Source organism: Nonomuraea sp. KM90 (genome assembly GCF_052246675.1).
Lineage (GTDB): Bacteria > Actinomycetota > Actinomycetes > Streptosporangiales > Streptosporangiaceae > Nonomuraea.
Genome location: NZ_JBQQCB010000142.1, coordinates 1 through 23864 on the forward strand (window position 1 = coordinate 1; position 23864 = coordinate 23864).

Below are 23864 nucleotides of genomic sequence, written 5' to 3' on the forward strand. Positions count from 1 at the left end.
CCCCATGGGCGGGCGCCAGATCGTTGGCACCGCGCACCGCGCCATGCGCCGGGGGCCTGGTCGCCACGCCCGCTCCTCGTCGTGGCCGACGGCAGCGACCCCGAAGCCGAACGGCCGCATGTCGTCGTCCACCGGCCGGCGGGGCCACCTCCTCTTCTCCAGCCAGCTGCCCGACCTGGAGCGGTGAGCAGGGCGTGGAGGCCCGGCACACGACGGCCGCCCGGGCACGGGCCCGCTTCGGCGGCACCCGCGCGCCGGACGATCCGCATCCGCTGGTCGGCGGTGCGCGGGCGGGCGAGCGCGGCGGGGAAGCGGTGCTCCCCGGCGGTGGAGGCGGCGATGAGCGCGGCGCGAGGCCGGGGCGGCCGGGGCCCGACGCCGGGCGAGAGCGCGACGGCGCGTCAGCGTTGCAGGCGCACGGGGGCGCTGGATGCGCTGCGCCGGACGAGCCAGGCCTCGGTGATGTGGGTGAACATCGCTTCGGCGGCGCCATCGGAGTCGTGGGCGGCGATGCGTTCGTAGATGCGGCGATGGCCCTGGTTGGACGCCACGCACAGGGCGCGTTCGGGCTTGCCCAGGTAGCGGGCGGTGTTGATCACCTGGCTCTCCAGCGCGCGCACCACGCCGCGGGCGATGCGGTTTCCGGACGCCTGCATGATCGTGTCGTGGAAGGCGCGGTCGTGATCGGCGTAGGTGACGTGGTCGTCCACGAGCTCGTCCATCCGGTCCACCAGCGTGCGCAGCCGCTCGATGGCCTCCTCGCCCGCCACCCGGGCGGCGAGGTAGGCCATGTCGGACTCGAGCAGGCGGCGGGTGACGACGAGGTCGTCGAGGATCCCCAGGCTCTCGTCCATGTCGATGGTCGCCGCCAGGACGAGCTCGTCGAGCATGTCCCACATCGTGGGCGGGGTCACCATGGTCCCCGCGCCCTGCCGGACCTGGACGAGCCCCTTCTCCTGGAGGATCTTCACGGCCTCACGGACGACGGTCCGGCTCACCGAGAAGGTCTCGCACAGCACGGGTTCGGGGGGAAGGGGCGTGCCGGGCGGGTGCACGCCGCGGACGATGCGCTCCACGAGCTCCGCTGTCACCGCCTTGCCCAGGCTGGCCGGTCGTCGGACCCATGCGGGCGGCACGGGGACGCTGCCGGGCGATTCCTGCGATGCCGTCATATCTTCCTCCGGTGACCTGCTCGGTCAGCGCCCACCGCGTCAGTATATGTCATCCGTATTGACAGCATACGTCATACGAATTATGTTTCCGGGACGACGGCCGGGAACGCCGGCCGCGCTCTGGAGAGTGAAGAGCTATGAAGCAGCGAACACTCTGGTCAGTCGTCCTTGCCACGGGGCTGGCCGTGACCGGATGCGGAAGCGCCGCACCGACGCAGTCCTCCCCCGGGGAGTCCAAGAGCAAGATCGTGGTGTGGGACTGGAAATCCGGCGAACCGGGCGTGACCGCCTACATCGAGAAGGCGAAGGCCGACTTCGCCGCCAAGCATCCCGATGTCACCGTCGAGTTCGTGGCCCAGCCGTTCGATCAGTACTACACCCTGTTGGGCGCGGCCACCCAGTCGGGCAAGGGCCCCGACGTCATGCTGTTCAACGGCGGCGGGCAGATTCGCGACCGGGTCGACGGGCTCCTGCCGCTGGACCAGTACGTGGCCGAGGACAAGCAGCGGCTGGCGGGCTGGGACGCCTTCAGCAAGGACGGCACGATCTATGCCGCCCCGGTGACCCTGCAGGGCCATCCGATCTACTACAACAAGTCGATCTATCAGAAGGCGGGGCTGGATCCGGCGAACCCGCCGAAGACGTGGGACGAGTTCGTCAGCGGCTGCGCCGCCATCAAGAAGGCGGCCGGCGCCAAGTGCTTTGCCCTCGGCAACAAGGAAGGCTTCGGGATCCAGTTCTTCATGTCGGGCCTCGGGCCGGGCATCCTGACGCCCAAGGAGTACGACGACTGGATCGCCGGAAAACGCGACTGGACCTCTCCTCACGTGAAGGAGATCTTCAGCCTGTGGAAGAAGGTCAACGACGACGGCCTGAACAACGACGGCGCCAACTCCACCGCGCTCTTCAACGACGCGTTCGCGGTCTTCAACACCGGTAAGGCCGCCAACATCATCGGGCTGATGTCGGATATCGGGCACTGGAAGGACTTCGGCGAATTCCTGGGCGCCGACCAGGTCGGCGTCATGACCGCGCCGGCGGTCACCAGCGGAGCCACGCCCGTCCTCCCCTACGACGGAGGCATCGGTTACGGGGTCGCCAAGACGACCAAGGATCCCAAAGTGGCCGCCGACCTGGTGCGATCGCTGACCTCGACCGGCGCGCTGACCGCCTTCTACACCGGCGCGGGCGCGATCACCTCCGACACCACGATCGACGTGTCGCAGGGCGCTCCCGCCGTGGCCGCGATCGTGCCCCAGATCAAGGACGGCAAGCCCGCACTGCATGTCGCCTTGTCCTCCAAGACCCTCGACCTGATGGGCAGGCTGTCCCAGCAGCTCCTGAGCGGGTCGGTGAACGTCGATGAAGCGGTGAAGCAACTGGCCGCTTCGGACAAGGCGAGCTGATCGCGTGCCGATGGGAGGTTCGTCACCTGGGGTCCGCTCGGCCGCGGCGGAGCGGACCCCAGGAGCGAGGTTCGAGCGGCCGGGGCGTCACAGCGGCGCCGGAAGGACCCCCCGCGGGGCGCGGGCCGAGCGTCTCGCGCCCTTCGTCCTGGTGGCTCCGGCCGTACTGATCATCGTGGCGCTGCGGTTGTGGCCGCTGCTGCTGGGCGTCAACTTCTCCTTCACGGGCGACGGCGAGCGTAACGGGACCGCTGTCGGCTTCGACAACTACGCGCAACTGCTCGACGATCCGCTGTTCCGCATCGCACTGCGCAACGTCGGCCTGCTGGTGGCCCTGCTTCCCGTTGCGGTGGCGATCCCCGGCCTGCTGGCGACGTTCATCTACCTGCGGGTGCCCGGGCACCGGGTCTTCCGCGGCGTCTACTTCTTCCCGGCCGTGCTCTCACCGGTGATCGTCGGCGCGATCTTCAACCTGATGCTCGGCTTCGACGGCCCGTTGAACGCCGCCCTGGGATCGATCGGCCTCGGCCCCGTCGACTGGCTCGGCGACCCGGGCGTCGCCATGTTCACCGTCATCGGCGTGCACGTCTGGGCGACGTTCGGGATGGCCCTGGTGGTGTTCCTCGCCGGGTTCTCCACCCTGGACGCCGCGCTCCTGGACGCCGCCCGGATCGACGGCGCGTCGCTGCCCCGGATCATCTGGCATGTCATCATCCCGGGTCTGTCCCGCACCATCCAGTTCGTCTTCGTCACGACCATGATCGGAATGCTGACGTCCATGTTCGGCCTGCTGTACGTCATGACCAGCGGCGGCCCGGAAGGTTCGACGTACCTGCCGGAGTTCTACGTCTGGATCCAGCAGGGACGGATGAACCGCCCGGCACTCGCCTCGGCCGCGTCGACGGTGCTGTTCCTCATCATGCTCGTGGTCGGGATCCTCCAGGTGAGCGTGCTCCGCCGCGCGGGGAGGGAAGACTGATGCCCGGCAAGCGCCTGGGCCGGTGGATGGTCGCCGTCCCGATGGCGCTCCTCGCGCTGGCGACCGTCTACCCCCTCGTGTTCACCGCCAACGTCGCCATGAAGACCCGGCGGGAGTACATCCTCGACCGCTTCTCCCCCACGACCTCCCTGCACCTGGAGAACATCGCCGCGGCGTGGAACAGCGTCGGCATGGCGCGCTACTTCGCCAACTCGCTCGTCGTGGTGACGGTCTCGGTGGTCCTGCTGCTGCTCTTCGGGTCGATGGCCGGCTTCGCGCTGAGTCAGCTGCGCTTCCGCGGCTCCACCGCGCTGTTCCTGGGCTGTCTGGCGGCGCTGTTCATCCCGTTCCAGGTGATCATGGTGCCGTTGGCCCGGATCATGGCGGACAGCGGCCTCATCGACACCTACCCGGGACTGATCCTGGCCTACGTCGCGCAGTTCCTCCCGTTCACCATCTTCCTGATGACGAGCCACTACCGGACCATCCCCGTGGAGATCGTCCACGCGGCCCGGATCGACGGGAACACCACCTACGGCGTCTACCGGCGGATCATGATCCCGCTCGGTGCTCCGGCCCTGCTGTCGGTCGGCATCCTCGATGCCCTGTTCTGCTGGAACGACGTGCTCATCGCCCTGCTGATGATGCCGTCGCCGGAGCATCGCACCCTCATGGTCGGGGTCACCTCGCTGCGCGGACAATACTCGGACCACATCCCCCAGTTCGCCTCAGGAGTCCTGATCGCCGCGATACCCGTCCTGTTGCTCTATCTCTTCCTTCAGCGTCAGATCGCCGACGGTGTCACCGCCGGCTCCACGAAGGGCTGACATGCGGATCTCGGGGTATCGCACGTTGACGACGATGCATGAATGGGGCCGGCCCGTCGGTGATGCCAACGGCGTCTACGCCGACGGCAACGTGCCGGTCCCGATCATCATGGTGGACACCGACGAGGGGATCACCGGCGTCGGCCTCGGGCCGCACACGCACCTCGACACCATTTTCGCCGCCATCGAAGGCGAGGACCCGCGCGGCGTCACCGCGCTCTACGACCGCATGTTGCGGCAGACCTTCAAGGCCGGCCACGCGGGCGCCGTGTTCGGGACGATCGGCGCACTCGACACCGCCCTGTGGGACATCAAGGCGCAGGCAGCCGGCGAACCGCTGTGGCGCCTGCTGGGCGGTCGCGACAGGCGGGTCCCCGCCTACGCCTCCGGCCTGGACATCGGCCTGACCGACGAGGAACTCGTCTCCCTCTACCAGGTCTACGCCGGGCACGGACTGCGGGCGGCCAAGCTCAAGGGCGGCCTCGACATCGAACGCGACCGGCACCGGCTGACGCTGATACGAGAGGTCCTGACCGAGGCCGCGCACGGATCGCGGCCGGGCCTGATACTCGACGTGAACGAAGCCTGGACCCGCAAACAGGCGGTCCGGCACGTCTGCGAGCTCGAACGCACCCTGGACCTGGTCTGGATCGAAGAGCCGGTCCGGCGATGGGACGCCGAAGGCCTGGCCGTCGTCAGCCGCGGGGTCCGCGCCTCGGTCGCCACGGGTGAGAACCTCACCGGGCTCGAACAGTATCGGCCGCTGCTGGCCGCGGGGGCCGTCGACATCGTCCAGACGGCAGCCGTCTGGGGAATCACCCATTTCCTGCGGGTGTCCGCTCTGGCGCACGCCCACGACCTGCCGGTCAGCCCGATCGGCACCACCCCGCTCGGGCTCCTGCACGCCGCGACCTCCGTACCGAACCACATGATCAGCGAACTGCAGGACCTGCGGCCACCGCTCGGCGTGTCCGTCGACCTGACCGTCGAGGACGGCGCGTTCGTCCTCGGGAACTCCACGGGCCTGGGCATCACGATCGACGAGGACGCGCTCACCTCGTCCACCCGCCGGCCGGACGGCACCATGACGGCCGGCACCCCCAACGTCCGGCCCGAGCACGCCGGGCGGCGTCTGCTGGCGGTGGCCGATCACAGCGCCGCATCGCAGCACCGGTCCGCCCCGTAGCCCTGGGCCGGGAGGCAACATCGCACGGACACCACCACCGTCACCCCGGACGACCTCCCGGCAGGGGCCAGGCGGTGATCCATCCGACCGGCCCGACCGCGGCGCCCCCGACCGCGGCGCCCCCGGCCTCGGCGCCGCCGGCCGAGCAGCGGCCACCTTCGCCGGGGCGGAGGACCGCCGCCGGCGAAGGTGTGTCTCGTGACGGCCCTCAGGTGCGGGTCCAACGCTGGTTGGCGCCGCCGTTGCAGGACCAGACGATCAGCTTGGTGCCGTTGGCGGTGGCGTTGTTCGGCACGTCCAGGCACTTGCCGGCGCCGACGGCGGTGATGGTGCCGTCGGTGTTGAGGCGCCACTGCTGGTTGGACTGCCCGTTGCAGTCCCAGATGATCACCTGGGTGCCGTCGGCGGTGCCGCCGTCGTAGACGTCCAGGCACTTGTTCCCGTAGACCCGCAGCTCACCGCTCGCGGTGGACGTCCACTGCTGGTTGGCCTGGCCGTTGCAGTCCCAGATCTGCGCCTGCGCGCCGTTGGCCTGCGAGGCGCCGGTGACGTCCAGGCACCGGCCCGAGCCGACACCCTTGATCGCTCCCGTGGGAGTCGGCGTGATGCCTCCGCCGGTGACGATGTACATGGCCGCACCGTGCCCGGGCACCGACGCGCTGATCGTCCCGGACGAGGAGGACGTCGTGTGCGCCCACAGGTCGCGCACCGAGTAGGAGGACACCGAGCCCAGGCCCAGGGCCGAGGCGGTGGTGGAGACCGTCGCGGCCGAGGTGCCGCGGTTGAGCAGGACGACCGCGACCGAGCCGTTGGACATCGGCTTGCGCCACACCTCCAGGTTCCCGTTGTCGCTGATCTTGTGGCCCTGCCTGCCGCCCCAGTCCTGGTTGACCGCGATGACCTCGGTGTTCGTCAGGATGGACCGGGTCTCGGCGCTCATCGACCGGATGTCGTTGCCCGCGATGAGCGGAGCGTTCAGCAGCGACCACAGGCTGAAGTGCGCCCGTCCCTCGGTCGCGGTCAGCGCGCCGACGCCCACCTCCAGCATGTCGGGGTCGTTCCAGCCTCCCGGCCCCGAGTACGCTTCGAGCCCGACCTGCTGGTCCAGGATGCCCATGATGGAGTTCCAGTTCGCCGCGATGTCGCCCGTCGTGCGCCAGGAGTTGCCCACCGGCATCCCCCAGGTCCACACGTTCTCCTGGCCCCAGTTGCACAGGCTGTACACGATCGGGCGCCCGGTGGCGGCCAGCGCGTCACGCATGGCGGTGTAACGCTGCTGCCCGCTCCTGCCCTGATGATCGCCGCAGTTGTCGTACTTCAGATAGTCGATCCCCCAGGACGCCCACAGGGCGGCGTCGCGCTGCTCGTAGCCCAGGCTGGCCGGGTACCCCGCGCACGTGGTGGTCCCCGCCGAGGAGTAGATGCCGAGCTTCAGCCCTCTGGCATGGACGTAGTCCGCCAGGGCCTTGATGCCGCTGGGGAACTTCTGCGGGTCCGCCACCAGATCCCCGTTGGCGTTGCGGCTCATGGTGGACCAGCAGTCGTCGATGTTGACGTACGTGTAGCCCGCCGCCGCCATGCCGCTGGAGACCATGGCGTCCGCGGTCTGCCGGATGAGACTCTCGTTCACGTTACAGAAGAAGGTGTTCCAGTCGTTCCACCCCATCTGCGGCGTACGGGCGAGCCCGTTTTCCAGCGCGACGGCCGGCGACGACGCACCGCCGGTCGCGACCAGGGAAGCGGCGGCCAGTAACACCGCCAGCATCCATCGGATGACCTTACGCATCTGACTCCTCCTCATATGACGGCACCGGATCAGGAGACGGCGCAGGAGAGGGCAGGTGTGGCCGCGGCGCCGTTGGCGGTGAAGCCGAACGTGGTGCTGCCGCCGGCCGCGATGGAGCCGTTGTAGGCCTCGTTGCGGACGGTCACGCCGGCTCCGGAGCCGGACCGCACGCCGTTCCACAGGCTGCTGATCGTCTGCCCGCCCGGCCACGTCCAGCCGACCGTCCAGCCGTTCACGGCGCCGTCGCCGGCGCGGACCGTGACAGTGGACTGGAAGCCGCCGGACCAGGAGTTCACGGTCTCCATCGTGGCCGTGCACGCACCGGTTCCCGGGGTGGGAGTGGGGGTGGGCGTCGGACTCGGCGACGGGGAGCTCGCGAACTGGGAGAAGAACTTCCACACCTCTGCCTTGGTCCAGGTCGTGACGCCGCTCTCGGCGTACGTCCCGTCCACCGGGCCGGGCATGTGACCGTTGTCGAACGCGGCCCAGACGACCGGATAGCCGTCCCGGCACCCCGAGTAGGTGGTGACGATGTGGCTCCGGCTCCCCGAGCTCGGCTCGGGAGGGTTCTGCGCGGTACAGCCGTTGTTGCGGACGAACCTGTCACGCAGCGACCGTCCCTGCGAGATGTTGAGCACCGTGTCCCCGATGCCGTGCAGCCCCATGTACGCGATGGGCTGAGTCCCGCCGCTGCACCCGCTGAGCTGCGCGCCGGAGAAGACCGCGACCGCGCGGAAGACCGTCGCCCGCGAGCACGCGAGCGAGAAGCTCATCCCGCCGCCGTAGCTGAAGCCGGTGGCGAAGCGCTGCGAGGTGTCGACGCAGAGATCCGCCTCGATGAGCCGGATCATGTCGTCGACGAAGGTGACGTCCTCGCCGTTGGCGTTCGCCCAGCCGTTGTTGAAGCCCTGGGGAGCGACGAAGATCGCGCCGTTGTTCGACAGCTGCCGGAGTCCGTAGAAGGACCAGGGGTACCCGCTGGTTCCGCCGGAGTCGACGTCGGTCGCGGTGCCGCCCCGCCAGTGGAAGCCGAAGATCAACCGGTAGGGGGTGTTGTTCTGGTAGTTGTCGGGCAGCCGGAGGATGAAGGAGCGGTTCTTGCCGCTGGTCTGGATCGACTGCGTGCCGCTCCTCAACGTCGGGGTCTTGCCGCATCCGGCGGTCGTCGCGAGGGCGCCGGCGGGCGCCGCCGCGCTGCCGGCGTCGCTGCTCATCGCCACACGACTCGTGGCCAGTACGAGAAGTGCCGCGACCGCGATCGCTCCGAAAAGGGAGCGGTGCCTGGACATCACGTAACTCCGATCATGGTGCCGATTCCGATGCGTCTGGACTGACAGATCGTGCGCTGCTCCCATGTCCGGCGGGAGCGGCGCGGGTGGTCGTGCCGGAGCGGCACGTGCGAGACAGCCGGCTCTGGCTAACAGCCGGCTCTGGCTACTGGAACGAAGCGTCGTCGATGGAGAAGCCGTCGGTGCCCGCCGCCGTCTCGACGTAGAAGGTGGCGCCGGTAAGCGTCCCGCTCCACGACACCGTCGCCGTGCCGGTGAGCCGGGTCCAGCCGCCGGAGTTCACCGGCGTCGCCGGCGTGAGCTGGAGGTAGCTCGTCGTACCGCCGGCGGTGAGCGCCAGGGTCGCCTTCGCGCTGGGCGTGCCGCTCTGCGACCGCACCCAGACGCTCGTGGTGTAGCTCCTGCCGTTGGTGAGCTTGGCGGTCACGTCCTGGGTGGTGCCGTTCCATGACGCCGTGCGCCCGGCGATGGACAGCGCCCGCGCGCCTCCGTGCACCGGGTCGGTGACGGACGACAGGGTTCCGCCGGACGTGCCCCAGGCCGTGGTGCCGCTCTCCATGTCGCCGTTGGCCAGCACATTCCCGCCGGTGCCGCCGGTGAACTGCCACCAGTTCACGTTGAACAGGTTGCCGCTGCCGCCGGTGTACCTGAAGTACAGGTCATGGGTGCCCGTCGCGCCGTTCACCGGGCAGGTGACCGTCGTCCACGTCTGCCAGCCGCCGGTGCCCGGCACGGTGCACGTCCCCGCCAGCGTGCCGTTGACGCCGTCCAGGCGGAGCTCGATCCGGCCACCGCTGGTCGCCGAGGCCACCCGCGCGCTGAAGGACGTCGCGCCGGAGCCGAAGGCGACGCCCTTGACCTTGACGTAGTCGCCGTTCTCGATCCACCCGACGTTCATGCCGCCCTCGCCGGCGGGTTCGGTCTCCACGCCGGACTCCCAGGCGATCGTCTCGGCCTCCTGGCGGACGTAGGGGTTCAACGTGCCCACCTGGGGCGCTCCGGCCGTGGTCATGTTGATCGTGGGGATGGTGCCGTCGGCGTTGTAGGTGAACTTCTCGACGGCCACCGAGCGGGTGAAGCCGCCCCCGCCCGGCAGGGCGCCGTTGTGGTAGAAGAAGTACGATCCGCCGTTGAAGTCGATGACGCCGGGGTGGTTGGTGAAGCTGCTGCCCTGCGTGGGCATGACCGTCCCGCGGTAGGTCCAGGGGCCGGTGGGGCCGGGGGCCGTCGAATAGCCGATGAACTCCGAGCAGCATTTCGCCGCGAAGACGTTGTAGTAGAGGCCGTTGCGCTTGTAGACCCAGGGACCCTCCTCGTACAGGGTCGGCCGGCTGGTGTCGCCGGTGCGGGTGCCGAAGCCCGCGGTGGTGAGCGGGATCTGGCTGGGGCTGCCGGAGTACGAGATCATGTCGGCGTTGAGCCTGACGTACCAGAGGTTGGGGTTGCCCCAGTACAGGTAGGCCTGCCCGTTGTCGTCGATGAAGACCGTCGGGTCGATCTCTCCGTTCCTGACGAGAGGGCGGCCGATGGCATCCGTGAAGGGCCCGGTGGGGCTGTTGGAGACCCCGACGCCGATGGCCATCTGGCCGCTCGCCCGGTCCTTCACCGGGACGTACCAGTAGAACTTGCCGTTCCGGTGGACGGCCTGGCCCGCCCACGCGTCCGCGCTCGCCCAGCTGAAGGTGGCCACGCTCATCGGCGAGCCGTGGTCGGTCCAGTTCACCATGTCGGCGGACGACCAGACCCGCCACTCCTTCATGGTGAAGTACGTCGAGCCGTCCTCGTCGTGTCCCGTGTAGAGGTAGACGCGGCCGTCGTGCACCAGTGGCGCCGGGTCGGCGGTGTAGATCGTCTGGACGATCGGGTTGTCCGCCCTGGCCGTGCCCGGGATCACCATCACGGCGCAGAGCAGCGCAAGGATCGCCGGCACACCGCGCCGTGCCATGACGCCCAGCCTCGCCATGACGCCGAACTGGAGGGGGGATGCGACTTTCATGGTCACCTTCCGGAGCCGGGCGGACATGGGGGTGCGGGCGCGGTGTGTCAGGTGCGGGTCCAGCGCTGGTTGGCGCCCCCGTGGCAGGAGTAGAGCTGGAGCCGGGTGCCGTTGGCGGTGCTCTGGCCCACGGCGTCCAGGCACAGGCCGGACTGCACGCCGGTGATGGTGCCGTCGGCGTTCAGGCGCCATTTCTGGTTGGCGCCGCCGTGGCAGGAGTAGATCTGGATGCCGGCGCCGTTGCCGGTGCCGGCCGCGTCGAGGCACTTGTCGCCGTAGACCCTGAGCTCACCGGCCGAGGTGGCGGCCCACTGCTGGTTGCCGCGCCCGTTGCAGTCCCACAACTGCACCGCGGTGCCGTCGGCGGTGGCGGCGCCGGGCACGTCCAGGCAACGCCCGGAGCCGACTCCCTTGATCTGCCCCCCGGGTGGTGGCGTCGGCGTCGTGGTGGACGAGCCGCCGTCCAGTCCGAAGAAGCGGATGGCGTGCGCGGCCATCCCCGCTCGCGGCAGGTCGTGGCCGGCTCCGGTGATGGTGTACGCCTCGACCTGCCCGGAGCCGAAGACTCGCCGGGTCCATCCGGACTGCGGGCTGTCGGTGGAGGCCGGGGTCTGGCCCAGCCCGTGCACGTTGGTCCACTGGTCGACCTCCTCCTGCAGCATCGTGTACGGCAGCACGGAGTCGGCGGTGCCGTGCCAGGCCATCACGCGCGGGCGGGGCCCGGTGTAGCCGGGGTAGGCGTTCCTGACCAGGTCACCCCACTGCTGCGGTGTCTTGTCGCCGCACCCGGCGGGGCCGAGGCAACCGTAGGGAACCCCCGCGAACGGCGCGCCGGCCTTGAACACGTCCGGGTACGTGGCGAGCAGGTTGTTGGTCTCCATGGCGCCGGAGGAGAAGCCGGTGGCGAACACCCGCTCCGGGTCGCCGTTGTAGCGTTGCAGCACGTAGGCCGTCATGGAGACGATCGACACCGGGTCGCTGCCGCCACCGTGGCGCAGGGCCTCGTTCGACCACACGTCGAAGCAGTTCGACAGGCCGTTGGCGCTCTTGTTCGCCTGCGGGTAGATGACGATGAAGCCGTACCGGTCGGCCAGCGAGGCGAACTCGGTGCCCTGGTGGAAGCCCGTGGCCCAGCCGTTGCAGCCGTGCATCGCCACCAGGACTCCCGGGCGGGGCGCCACCGTGTCCGGGACGTAGAGGTACATCCGCAGACCGCCGGGGTTGGCGCCGAAGCTCGTCACTTCGGTCAGGACCGCCGCCGACGCTCTCGGCGCAGCCGTGAGGAACATGGTCAGAGCAGTGGCCACCGCCGTGATCAGAGCCGTCAGCGCGGCTCCGATGCCCGCGTACCGCGTAGGGGGTTCGCTTCGCTTCATTGGTTCGCCTCTCCGCTGTTAGCGCTAACAAACCGCTGGCCTGGTCGAGCTCCCTCGGGCCGGTGGAGGTGGTGGCGGGACGGAGCAAACACGAGGCAGAAAGGTACTGTCAAGAGCGCCGTAGATTGCGGCGACCGGAGGAGACAGCCGCCGGGTGTGCTCACCTCGAACTTTCGAGTCCGGCCGCCGTCGATCAGCGAGAGCGTCGCCGTGAAACTTTCATGCACCCGCCACCCGGCGGGCCCGGCCGAAACTTTCAACGGCACAGGTCGCGTATTCAGCCAGGACAACCGGTGCAGATAGCAGCATGCGTCACCGAAAGTTTTCACTGAATCCTTGACAACTTTCGGCGAGATTCCCACACTGAGTGCCCGAGGTGATCTCCCTTACCGGCTCGGTGGTGCTCAGCAGGGGGACTGCCGTCCCGACGCCTGTGGTGTGCGTCCCCACCTGGACGCGGCATCGGTCCCGCGGGTGTGTCCCGCATGATCCTTTCCCCATGATTCGCATACGGAGGCTCAAGCATGCGTCTCAACGCCATGTCCCCACCTACCGCCAGGCGGCCGCTCGACGCGGGCCGCCGGGCGCTGGTCGCCGGTGCGCTCGGCGCGCTCGGCCTGATCACGGCACTGGCGACGGCGATCCCGGCCGATGCCGCGGAGAGCACGCTCGGCGCGGCCGCCGCGCAGAGCGGCCGCTACTTCGGCACCGCCATCGCCGCGGGCAGGCTCGGCGACTCCACCTACACGACGATCGCCAATCGCGAGTTCAACATGGTGACGGCCGAGAACGAGATGAAGATCGACGCCACCGAGCCCAACCCGGGGCAGTTCAACTTCTCCGCCGGGGACCGGGTCTACAACTGGGCTGTGCAGAACGGCAAGCGGGTGCGCGGGCACACCCTGGCCTGGCACAACCAGCAGCCGAACTGGATGCGGTCGATGGAGGGCAGCTCGCTGCGCCAGGCGATGATCAACCACATCAACGGCGTCATGGGGCACTACAAGGGCAAGATCTACGCCTGGGACGTGGTCAACGAGGCCTTCGCCGACGGCAACTCCGGCGGCCGGCGTGACTCCAACCTCCAGCGCACCGGCAACGACTGGATCGAGGTGGCCTTCCGCACCGCGCGCGCCGCCGACCCGGCCGCCAAGCTGTGCTACAACGACTACAACATCGACAACTGGAGCTGGGCCAAGACGCAGGGCGTCTACAACATGGTCAGGGACTTCAAGGCCCGCGGTGTGCCGATCGACTGCGTCGGCCTGCAGTCGCACTTCAACAGCAACAGCCCCTACAACAGCAACTACCGCACGACCATCCAGAGCTTCGCCGCGCTGGGGGTCGACGTGCAGATCACCGAGCTGGACATCCAGGGCGGCTCGGCCACCACGTACGCCAACGTCGTCAACGACTGCCTGGCGGTGCCGCGCTGTACCGGCATCACGGTCTGGGGGGTTCGCGACACCGACTCCTGGCTCGGCGCCGGCGCCGCCCCGTTGCTCTTCGACGGCAACGGCAACAAGAAGCCCGCCTACACCTCGGTGCTCAACGCGCTCAACGGCGGCAGCACGACGCCGACGCCCGGCCCGGGCGGCGCCGGAGAGATCAAGAGCACGGCCTCCGGCCGCTGCGTGGACGTGCCCAACGCCAGCACCACCGACGGCACCGCGGTGCACCTGTGGGACTGCAACGGCCAGAGCAACCAGCGGTGGACGCAGACCACGGCCGGGGAGCTGAAGTACGGCGACAAGTGCCTGGACGCCGGGGGCACAGGCAACGGCGCCAAGATCCAGATCTACTCCTGCTGGGGTGGCGACAACCAGAAGTGGCGCGTCAACTCCGACGGCACGATCGTGGGCGTACAGTCCGGGCTGTGCCTCGACGCCGTCGGCGCCGGCACCGGCAACGGTACGGGGCTGCAGCTGTACAGCTGCTGGGGCGGCGCCAACCAGAAGTGGACCTACACCCCGAACACCGCGTGAGCCTCACCGACGGGTCGCCCCGGCGCCTGGGCCGGCCGGCCCGGACCGGCTCGACCCGCTGACCGAACCCCCTGTGCGACCCTCCCTCGGCTCCGGTGGGGAGACCGAGGGAGGGTGAGCCACGCCCGGCCGCAACGGCCGGGCGTGGCTCGACAAGGTTGTCAGGCGGCCGTCACACGCCCGTGATCGTCCACACTGGTTGTTGGTGCTGTTGTTCGGCGCCCACATGGCCACGGTGGACCCGGCGGTGCTGTTGCCCATGCCGTCCAGCGCGGTGCCGGTGCCCCGGTTGATGATCTGGTTGCGGCCGTTGCCCGTGCTGTTGAGGCGCCACTGCTGGTTGGCGCCGCCGCTCCAAGCCGCCTGCCGGGCACTGGCGCCGTTGGCGGAGTTGCCCCAGCTGTCGATCACCATGCCGTTGGCGCGGTTGACGATGCGGTACCAGCCACCGCCCAGGTCCACCAGCTGCCACTGCAGGTTGGCACTGCCGTCGTAGCTCCACTGCTTGACCACCGAGCCGGAGGCGACGGTGCCGCCGCTGTCCAGCACCAGACCGGTGGTGACGTTCGTGATCCGTACGTGGCTCGCCGGCGTGCCGGACGCGGTCATGCGGTACGTGCGCCCGGCTTGGCCGGTCAGCGCGATGACGTCGGACTCGGGTCTGGTGACGCTGACGGCGCCGCCGGTCGCGGCGTCGGCCACCTGGAAGGTTCCGGTGAACATGCGGCCGCGCACCTTGACCGTCCCGTCGCGGTCGAACCTGATGAGAACCTCGGTGGCCCCGCCGGAGCTCCACGTGATGTCCACGGTGTGGCCACCGCGCCCCCGAAGACCCAGCACCTTGCCGTTCGGCCAGGCCGGCGGCAGCGCCGGCAGCACGTGCAGCTCGCCGTTGTGGCTGTGCAGCAGCATCTCGGCGATACCGGCCGTGGCGCCGAAGTTGCCGTCGATCTGGAACGGGGGATGCAGGTCGAACATGTTCGGCGCCAGCCGGTCCGTCCGCACCAGGAGGCGGAGCAGCGCGTGCGCCCGGCCGCCCTCCTCCATCCGCGCCCAGTAGTTGATCTTCCAGGCCAGTGACCAGCCGGTCCCGTCGTCCCCGCGCAGTTCGAGGGTGCGCCGCGCGGCGGTGTACAGCCCCGGGGTGCCGCGTTTGGTGATCTGGTTGCTGGGATGCAGGCCGTACAGGTGGGAGACGTGCCGGTGGGCGGGCTCGGTCTCGACCCAGTCGTACAGCCACTCCTGGATGTTGCCGCGCGAGCCGGTCGTCATCGGCGGGAGCCGGTCGCGGGCGGCCAGGACCCGCGCCCGGAAGTCGGCGTCCACGCCGAGCGCCTGGCCGGCCTGGGCGCAGCCGTTGAACAGGTCACGCAGGATCTGGTTGTCCATCGTGGGGCCGGCGCAGACGCTGACGCCCGCGTGGTGGGCCAGTTCCGGGGAGTTCGACGGGTTCGTGACCAGATACCGGAGGTTCGGCTCCTCCACGAGGGTCTCGAGGAAGAACTGCGCGGCGCCTTTCATGGCCGGGTAGTACTGCCGGAGGAACTCCAGGTCGCCGGTGAAGGTGTAGTGGTCCCAGACGAGGGTGGCCAGCCACGCGCCGCCGGTCTGCCACATGCCCCAGAACGCGCCGTCGACGACCGACGTCCCCCGCCACGCGTCGGTGTTGTGGTGGGTCACCCAGCCGCCGGCGCCGTACTGCACACGGGCCGTCCGGGCGCCGCTGACCGCCAGCTCGCCGAGCATCTTGAACACCGGCTCGTAGCACTCCGGCAGGTTCGTCGTGTCGGCGGGCCAGTAGTTCATCGGCAGGTTGGCGTTGATGGTGTACTTCGAGTCCCAGGCCGGCGTCAGCGAATCGTTCCAGATGCCCTGCAGGTTGGCGGGCTGGGTGCCTGGACGGGAGGAACTGATCAGCAGGTAACGGCCGAACTGGAACAGCAGCGCCGAGAACTGCGGGTCATCGGTGTTCGCGTGCTGGGCGATCCGCACGTCGGTCGGCTGGTCGGCCGCCGCGGTACGGCCGAGGTCGAGCGTCGTGCGCCCGAACAGCCGCTGGTAGTCGGCCACGTGCCGGCCGCGCAGGTCGTCGTAGGCCCGGCCGGTGGCCGCGTCGAGATGGCGCCGCGCGATGCCCTGGTAGTCGCCGCCGACATTCTGGAAGTTCACGTAGCTGGAGCCGATGGAGACCAGCAGCGTCACGCTGTTCGCGGCCCTGACCTGGAGGGTGCCGCCGGAGCTGGTGACGCTGCCGCCGTCGGCGACGGCCCGGGCCAGCGCCAGGAACCGCACCGAGCCGGCCACTCCTTCCATGTCGCCCGAGACGCCGTCGAGTGCGACCGTGGTCGCGTCCGGGCTGGAGCGCGTCGTCCGCTGCGGGCTGTCGAACGTCGCGGAGAACGTGATCGAGCCCGGCCGGTCGGCGGTCAGGCGGACGGCGATCACCTGGTCCGGCGCGCTCGCGAGCGCCTCGCGCCGGTACCGCACGCCGTTCTGCAGGTAGGACACGACCGTGGTGGCGGTGGTCAGGTCGAGGTAGCGGTTGTACTCCGAGACCCCGGCGGCGCTGCCGAGGCCGAGCCGTAGATTGCCGACGGTCTGGTAGGCCAGCTGGCCCACCGGGTTTCCCCGCAGGTTCTGGTCGATCAGTGTCTGGGCCTGGCTCCACTGGTTCTGGAAGACCAACTGCCGGATCTGCCCCAGCGCCGCCGCGCCCCGGGGGTTGCTCTGGTCGTACGGGCCCCCGGCCCAGACGGTGTCCTCGTTGAGCTGCAACCGCTCGGTGTCGACGTTGCCGAACACCATGGCGCCCAGGCGGCCGTTGCCGATCGGGAGCGCCCGCAGCCAGTCCGAGCCGGCGCTCTCGTCGTACCACAGGGCCAGGTCGTTGGCGGCGCTCACCTGGGGAGGGGGCACCGAGCCGGCCCGGGCGGCGGCCGTCCACTGCAACGGCAACATCGCGGCGCCGGCTCCGGCCGCGCCGAATCTCAACACTTGCCTGCGCGATAAATCAGCCATCTCGACTCTCGTTCCCTACGGGGTTGTGGTCGGTCCGCTGGACGACGTCCGCGTGGCGGGCATCGTCCGTCAGCCGACCCGTACGAGTTGCCCTTGCTGGTTGGCGCCGTCCCAGTCGTCGTACTGGACGATGTCGGCGCCGTCGGCGGTGGAGGCGCCCTGCACCTCGGCTGCTTCGTACGAAGGTCTCGACCATGTGGGCGGGGGGTTCCACGGCGACGCGATGACGGTCGCGCCGGGTTCGACGGCCGGCGGCGTGGCCGCGAGGACCGGCAGGGCTCCCATGGTCGCCAGGACGGTTCTCCGGCTCAGCGATCTTCGGTCGACCGGGTCGTGCGTCACGTCTCCTCCTTGGGGTCGGTCGCCGGCACGCGCCGCTCCCGGCCCCCGGGCTCGGGCTGTCCTGCTTCCGTGATGGTTTCGGGGCAGCTGAAGGTGCCGTTGAGCGTCGCCTCGGCCTACCGGGGGCGAGCATGACAGCCGTGTGGTGGGAGTTCTTCGCCGTCCTGGCACCCGGGCATCACGGACGAGTGGGGACCACCTGGGAGCGCCGTTCGTTCGCGTTAACGTCTCTGCAGGAAGGTAAAGCCGTCCCTGTGGCTCGTCAACAGCGCCCGGGGAAGAAACTTAATTAAGATCAAGTACGCTGCCGATCACCCCGCTGAGCACCGGTAAGCCCGTCGGCGAGGGGCTGGTCGGCGCTCGGGGCCAGGCAGGAAGCGAACCGCCCCAGGTCGCGTGAGCACGGTTCGAGCCAGCAAGTTAACCCGCACTTGGTCGCAAATTACCCTGTTGCCAAGCCGCAACTTCTGTGAAACTTTCACATGCACGGGCGGTGCGGCGCGATCTCCCTGGGCGCGAAACTCCAGGCGGGAAGGCGTTCCGGCGGCAACGCCCGGTCGGCGAAGGGTGACCCTCGTTGACGCCGGGCCGGACCGTCGGATGTACTCCGCGACAACGCGCTCGACAAAGCAGGCCACACAGCTCCAGGCAGGAGGATGTTAGCGCTAACAGATCGCGTGGCCCATCTGTTCTAGTCAAGGAGCCCTGGATGTCCCCCCTCATCCCCGGTAACGGCACAGGACGCACCGTCCGCCGGCATGCCCTGGCCCCGGGTGATCTCACCTACGAATTGTTAGCGCTAACAAGCCGCCCGAGCGCGGCAGCCCCGCGCCGACAACCATGGGCGACCTCTCCGAGGGCCTGACCCGGTGAACACGTGACCGGCGGCGGCCGGTCACCACCCCCCACCCCCAAGGAGCACCGCATGTCCTTGAGCCGTCGTCAGCTCTTTCAGGCCGCGGGCGCGACCGCCGCGCTCTCGGTCGCCGGCCAGGTGGCCGGCACATCCCCCGCGCTGGCCGCACTCCCCTGGGCCAGACCCGACATCGGCGTCTCGGCCTACGAGTTCGACCTCGGCCAGGTGCGGCTGACCTCCGGTCGCCTGCTGGACAACCAGAACCGCACCCTCAGCTACCTGCGCTTCGTCGATGTCGACCGGCTCCTGTACGTCTTCCGGGCCAATCACCGGCTGTCCACCAACGGCGCGGCGGCCAACGGCGGCTGGGACGCGCCCAGCTTCCCGTTCCGGTCCCACATGCAGGGCCACTTCCTGACGGCGTGGGCGCATGCCTACGCCGTGCTCGGCGACACCACCTGCCGGGACAAGGCCGATCGCATGGTGGCCGAGCTGGCCCGATGCCAGGCGAACAACGGCGCCGCCGGGTTCACCAGCGGCTACCTGTCCGGTTTCCCCGAGTCGGACATCACGGCCGTGGAGAACCGCACCCTGACCAACGGCAACGTGCCGTACTACTGCATCCATAAGACCCTGGCCGGGCTGCTGGACGCCTGGCGGCTGATCGGCAACACCCAGGCCAGGACCGTGCTGCTGGCCCTGGCAGGGTGGGTGGACGCACGCACGTCGCGACTCAGCTCAAGCCAGATGCAGGCCATGCTCGGCACCGAGTTCGGCGGCATGAACGCCGTGCTGACGGACCTGTACCAGATGACCGGCGACTCCCGCTGGCTGACCACGGCCCGGCGGTTCGACCACGCGGCCGTGTTCGATCCGCTGGCCACGGGCCAGGACCGGCTCAACGGGCTGCACGCCAACACGCAGGTGCCCAAGTGGATCGGGGCGGCCCGCGAGTACAAGGCGACGGGCACGACCCGCTACCGCGACATCGCCGCCAACGCCTGGTCCATCACCGTCGGCGCGCACACGTACGTGAACGGCTCCAACAGCCAGGCCGAGCACTTCCGCGCCCCCAACGCGATCGCCGCCCACCTGACCAGGGACACCGGCGAGGCGTGCAACACCTACAACATGCTCAAGCTGACCAGGGAGCTGTGGCAGCTGTCGCCGGACCGGGCCGACTACTTCGACTACTACGAGAACGCCCTGCTCAACCACCTACTTGGGCAGCAGAACCCGGCGGACGCACACGGGCACGTCACCTACTTCACCCCGCTCAACCCCGGCGGACGGCGGGGTGTCGGCCCGGCCTGGGGCGGAGGCACCTGGAGCACGGACTACAACTCCTTCTGGTGCTGCCAGGGCACCGGGATCGAGACCAACACCAAGCTGATGGACTCGATCTACTTCCACAACGGCACCACCCTGTTCGTGAACCTGTTCGTGCCCTCCACGCTCGACTGGAGCCAGCGCGGCATCACGGTCACCCAGACGACCTCCTATCCGGTCGGCGACACCACGTCGTTGCAGGTCACCGGTAACGCGAGCGGATCGTGGACGATGCGCGTCCGCATCCCGGCCTGGACCCAGGGCGCGACGATCAGCGTCAACGGAGCCCAGCAGGACATCGCCACCACGCCGGGCACCTACGCCGACCTCACCCGGCCGTGGGCGCCGGGCGACACCGTGACCGTGCGGCTGCCCATGCGGGTGGTCATGAAGGCCGCCAACGACAACCCCGCCGTGCAAGCCGTCACCTACGGACCGGTCGTGCTGTCGGGCGACTACGGCAACACCAGCCTGTCGTCGGCCCCCGCCCTGACCCCTTCCTCGATCACCCGGACCAGCACGTCCTCCCTGACCTTCACGGCCACGGCCAACGGGGCGTCGGTGCGGCTGGCGCCGTTCCACGACGCTCACGACCACAACTACGTCGTCTACTGGAACACCGGCGGCCAGGGCGGTACCGGCGCGGCGAGCTTCCGGCTGATCAACGCGGCCAGCGGGCTGGCCCTCGGCATCCAGAACATGTCCACCACCGACGGCGGCCTGGCCCTCCAGTGGACCGACAACGGCACCGCCGACCACGACTGGGTCCCGGTCGTCGACGGCAGTGCCCTGCGGTTCCGCAACGTGAACAGCGGCAAGGTGCTCGGTGTCGAGAACATGTCGACCGCCGACAACGCCCGGGTGCTCCAGTGGGGTGACACCGGCACCGCCGACCACCGCTGGACGATCACCGACGTCGGCGACGGCTCCGTCAAGATCCGCAACGTCCACAGCGCCAAGCTGCTCGGCATCCAGAACGGCTCGACGGCCAGCGGCGCCCAGGCGGTCCAGGACTCCGACAACGGCAGCCCCGACAACCAGTGGCGGTTCGTGCCGAACGGCGCGCGGCGTATCCAGAACGTGGGCACCGGGATGGTGCTCGGCGTCACCGGCATGTCCACGGCCGACGGGGCGCTCGTCGTCCAGTGGGGCGACACCGGCACCGCCGACCACCTGTGGACGGCGGTCGTGGACACCGGCGGCTACCTGCGGCTGCGCAACTCCCACAGCCAGAAGGTGCTGGGCGTGGAGAACATGGGCACCGCCTCCGGGTCGCGCGTCGTGCAGTGGGCCGACAACGGCACCGCCGACCACCGCTGGCGGCTGCGCTACGGGTCGGGCGCCGCCTTCCGCATCCAGTGCGCGAACGGCGGACGGGTCCTCGGCCTCGGCGGCACCGCGCAGGGCGCGCAGGTCGTGCTCGCCGACGACAACGGCGCGAACAACAATCTCTGGAGGTTCCTGTGAGACGCCTGCTCGCGGTTCTGTCGTCCCTGCTTCTTGTGGGCGTGCTCCTCACGCCCCAGGCGTCGGCCGCGACGGTCGACACCAACGCGTGGTACGTCCTGGTCAACCGCAACAGCGGCAAGGCCCTGGACGTCTACAACCTCGCCACCAACGACGGCGCCCGCATCACCCAGTGGACCCGCAACAACGGCAACCAGCAACAATGGCAGTTCGTCGACTCCGGCGGCGGCTACTACCGCATCAAGTCCCGCCACTCCGGCAAGGTCCTCGACGTCTACAACTTCTCCACCGCCAACGGCGGCGCGATCGTGCAATGGGCCGACGGCAACGGCACCAACCAGCAGTGGCGGCTGGCCGACAGCTCCGACGGCCACGTGAGGTTCATCTCGCGCCACAGCAACAAGGCCCTGGAAGTGCAGGGCGCCGCCACCGCCGACGGCGCCAACGTCGTCCAGTACGACGACTGGGGCGGCGCCAACCAGCAATGGCAGCTCGTCCAGGTCGGCACCGACCCGAACCCGGGGGGCACCTACACCAACCCGGTCGTCTGGCAGGACTTCGCCGACGGCGACATCATCCGGGTCGGTGACGCCTACTACTACTCGGCCTCCACGATGCACTACTCGCCGGGCGCGCCGATCCTGCGCTCCTACAACCTGGTCGACTGGGAGTACGCCGGCCATTCGGTCCCGAGGCTCGACTTCAACTCCGGCGCCTACGACCTCAACGGCGGCCGGGCGTACGTGAAGGGCATCTGGGCCTCCACCCTGAATTACCGGCCCAGCAACAGCACCTACTACTGGATCGGCTGCGTCGAGTTCAACCGCACCTACGTCTACACCGCCTCCGCCGTCGACGGCACCTGGACCAAACGCTCGCAGATCAACAACTGCTACTACGACGCCGGCCTGCTGATCGACAGCAACGACACCATGTACGTCGCCTACGGCAACGGCACCATCAGCGTCGCCCAGCTCTCGCCCGACGGGCTCAGCCAGGTGCGCGCCCAGCAGGTGTTCCAGACCCCGAGCAGCGTCGGCACCCTGGAAGGCGCCCGCTTCTACAAGCGCAACGGCTACTACTACATCTGGCTGACCCGCCCCGCCAACGGCCAGTACGTGCTCCGCTCGACCTCCCCGTGGGGCCCGTACGAGATGCGCCAGGTCCTGCTCGACATGCCCGGCCCCATCGCCGGCGGCGGCGTCCCGCACCAGGGCGGGCTCGTCCAGACCCAGAACGGCGACTGGTACTACATGTCGTTCGTCGACGCCTACCCCGGCGGCCGCGTCCCGGCCCTCGCACCGATCACCTGGACCGGCGACTGGCCGACCGTGCAGACCGTCAACGGCGCCTGGGGAACCACCTACCCCAAGCCGAACATCCAGACCAGCCGCACCGTCGCCCCCATGATCGGCCCCGACACCTTCACCTCCGCCGGCCTCGGTCACCGCTGGGAGTGGAACCACAACCCCGACACCACCCGCTTCTCCACCGGCAACGGCCTGCGCCTGCAGACCGCGACCGTCACCGGCGACCTCTACAACGCCCGCAACACCCTGACCCACCGCATCCAGGGCCCGTCCTCGACGGCGACGATCGAGCTCGACTACGCGCAGATGGCGAACGGCGACCGTGCCGGGCTGGCCATGCTGCGCGACCAGTCGGCCTGGATCGGCGTCAAACGCGACAACGGCGTCAACCGGGTCGTGATGACCAACGGCCTGACCATGAACAGCTCCTGGCAGACCACCGGCACCGGCACCGAGGCGGCGAGCGCGAACATCTCCGGCGGCCGCATCTGGTTGCGGGTCAACGCCGACATCCGGCCCGGTTCGGGCAGGCAGGCCCGCTTCTCGTACAGCACCGACGGCACCACCTTCATCAACCTCGGCCCGGCCTTCACGTTGAACAACGCCTGGCAGTTCTTCATGGGCTACCGCTTCGGGATCTTCAACTACGCCACCCAGTCCCTCGGCGGCGCGGTCACCGTAAGCCGCTTCGACCTCACCACCCCCTGACCCGACCCGTCGACAGATGAATCGGAGGAACCTCGTGAAGTCCAGATCCCTGGCCGTCCTCGCGACGGTCGCCACCTTACTGGCGAGCCTGTTCATCGCCCTTCAGACGCAGTCCGCCCACGCGGCCACCGTCGACACCAACGCCTGGTACGTCCTGGTCAACCGCAACAGCGGCAAGGCCCTGGACGTCTACAACCTCGCCACCAACGACGGCGCCCGCATCACCCAGTGGACCCGCAACAACGGCAACCAGCAACAATGGCAGTTCGTCGACTCCGGCGGCGGCTACTACCGCATCAAGTCCCGCCACTCCGGCAAGGTCCTCGACGTCTACAACTTCTCCACCGCCAACGGCGGCGCCATCGTGCAATGGGCCGACGGCAACGGCACCAACCAGCAGTGGCGGCTGGCCGACAGCTCCGACGGCCACGTGAGGTTCATCTCGCGCCACAGCAACAAGGCCCTGGAAGTGCAGGGCGCCGCCACCGCCGACGGCGCCAACATCGTCCAGTACGACGACTGGGGCGGCGCCAACCAGCAATGGCAGCTCGTCCAGGTCGACGGCGGCAACCCGAGCCCGACACCCACGCCCACGCCGACCGGTACGTGCGATCTTCCGTCGTCATACCGCTGGACCTCGACAGGCCCGCTGGCGACCCCGAAGTCGGGCTGGGTCTCGCTCAAGGACTTCACCGTCGCCCCCTTCAACGGCCGGCACCTCGTCTACGCCACGACCCACGACACCGGCACGAGATGGGGCTCGATGAACTTCAGCCTCTTCACCAACTGGTCCGACATGGCCTCGGCCAGCCAGAACACCATGTCCTCCTCG

The 23864-nt window shown here is 69.2% G+C and carries 16 protein-coding genes; 9 read left to right on the forward strand and 7 right to left on the reverse strand.

What is annotated here, in order from left to right; translation table 11 throughout:
• On the forward strand, positions 1-187 hold a 187-nt coding region (locus ACTWPW_RS54935), incomplete at its 5' end, for a hypothetical protein (RefSeq protein WP_443173691.1).
• A 214-nt stretch (positions 188-401) separates the two neighbouring features.
• Here the strand turns inward: ACTWPW_RS54935 and ACTWPW_RS54940 are convergent.
• Entirely contained in the window at positions 402-1172 is a 771-nt protein-coding gene (locus ACTWPW_RS54940; protein WP_375118153.1) for a FadR/GntR family transcriptional regulator, read from the reverse strand.
• Positions 1173-1309: 137 nt separating this feature from the next.
• On the opposite strand from ACTWPW_RS54940, the gene ACTWPW_RS54945 reads away from it, so the two are divergent.
• From ACTWPW_RS54945 to ACTWPW_RS54960, 4 genes are all read left to right on the forward strand, one after another.
• On the forward strand, positions 1310-2578 hold the full coding sequence (locus ACTWPW_RS54945) for an ABC transporter substrate-binding protein (RefSeq protein WP_443173692.1): 1269 nt from the start codon (positions 1310-1312) through the stop codon (positions 2576-2578).
• Positions 2579-2729: 151 nt separating this feature from the next.
• Complete coding sequence (locus tag ACTWPW_RS54950; protein WP_443173693.1) at positions 2730-3557, forward strand: carbohydrate ABC transporter permease; 828 nt, start codon at positions 2730-2732, stop codon at positions 3555-3557.
• Entirely contained in the window at positions 3557-4384 is an 828-nt protein-coding gene (locus tag ACTWPW_RS54955; RefSeq protein WP_375118156.1) for a carbohydrate ABC transporter permease, read from the forward strand. Before ACTWPW_RS54950 ends, ACTWPW_RS54955 begins: the two co-directional genes overlap by 1 nt.
• 34 nt (positions 4385-4418) lie before the next feature.
• Entirely contained in the window at positions 4419-5570 is a 1152-nt protein-coding gene (locus ACTWPW_RS54960) for a mandelate racemase/muconate lactonizing enzyme family protein (protein WP_443173694.1), read from the forward strand.
• A gap of 208 nt (positions 5571-5778) precedes the next feature.
• Here the strand turns inward: ACTWPW_RS54960 and ACTWPW_RS54965 are convergent, their stop codons facing one another.
• The 4 genes from ACTWPW_RS54965 to ACTWPW_RS54980 all read right to left on the reverse strand — a co-directional run bounded on the left by ACTWPW_RS54965 (position 5779) and on the right by ACTWPW_RS54980 (position 12017).
• A complete protein-coding gene (locus ACTWPW_RS54965; protein WP_443173695.1) occupies positions 5779-7356 on the reverse strand; it encodes a lectin in 1578 nt (525 codons plus the stop codon).
• A 29-nt stretch (positions 7357-7385) separates the two neighbouring features.
• Positions 7386-8570 (reverse strand): cellulose binding domain-containing protein, encoded by a 1185-nt coding sequence (locus tag ACTWPW_RS54970; RefSeq protein WP_375118159.1) that lies wholly within the window; start codon positions 8568-8570, stop codon positions 7386-7388.
• A 220-nt stretch (positions 8571-8790) separates the two neighbouring features.
• Positions 8791-10641: a family 43 glycosylhydrolase gene (locus ACTWPW_RS54975; protein ID WP_443173696.1), complete on the reverse strand. Its 1851-nt coding sequence runs from the start codon at positions 10639-10641 to the stop codon at positions 8791-8793.
• A 47-nt stretch (positions 10642-10688) separates the two neighbouring features.
• Positions 10689-12017, reverse strand: coding sequence for an extracellular catalytic domain type 1 short-chain-length polyhydroxyalkanoate depolymerase (locus ACTWPW_RS54980; RefSeq protein WP_443173697.1), 1329 nt, complete (start codon positions 12015-12017; stop codon positions 10689-10691).
• Between the two features lie 524 nt (positions 12018-12541).
• Between ACTWPW_RS54980 and ACTWPW_RS54985 the strand changes: the two genes are divergently transcribed.
• Entirely contained in the window at positions 12542-14002 is a 1461-nt protein-coding gene (locus ACTWPW_RS54985) for an endo-1,4-beta-xylanase (protein ID WP_443173698.1), read from the forward strand.
• Between the two features lie 3 nt (positions 14003-14005).
• Here ACTWPW_RS54985 and ACTWPW_RS54990 read toward each other — a convergent pair whose 3' ends face one another.
• Complete coding sequence (locus tag ACTWPW_RS54990; protein WP_443173699.1) at positions 14006-16996, reverse strand: glycosyl hydrolase family 95 catalytic domain-containing protein; 2991 nt, start codon at positions 16994-16996, stop codon at positions 14006-14008.
• 93 nt (positions 16997-17089) lie between these two features.
• The gene (locus ACTWPW_RS54995) at positions 17090-17362 is read right to left on the reverse strand and encodes a hypothetical protein (RefSeq protein WP_375118164.1); all 273 of its coding nucleotides are present in this window, start codon (positions 17360-17362) and stop codon (positions 17090-17092) included.
• 925 nt (positions 17363-18287) lie between these two features.
• On the opposite strand from ACTWPW_RS54995, the gene ACTWPW_RS55000 reads away from it, so the two are divergent.
• The 3 genes from ACTWPW_RS55000 to ACTWPW_RS55010 form a co-directional block, all read left to right on the forward strand.
• Positions 18288-21014 (forward strand): beta-L-arabinofuranosidase domain-containing protein, encoded by a 2727-nt coding sequence (locus ACTWPW_RS55000; RefSeq protein ID WP_443173700.1) that lies wholly within the window; start codon positions 18288-18290, stop codon positions 21012-21014.
• Positions 21011-23032, forward strand: a complete 2022-nt coding sequence (locus ACTWPW_RS55005) for a family 43 glycosylhydrolase (protein WP_375118166.1) — start codon at positions 21011-21013, stop codon at positions 23030-23032. Before ACTWPW_RS55000 ends, ACTWPW_RS55005 begins: the two co-directional genes overlap by 4 nt.
• A gap of 79 nt (positions 23033-23111) precedes the next feature.
• On the forward strand, positions 23112-23864 hold a 753-nt coding region (locus tag ACTWPW_RS55010; protein WP_443173701.1), incomplete at its 3' end, for a non-reducing end alpha-L-arabinofuranosidase family hydrolase.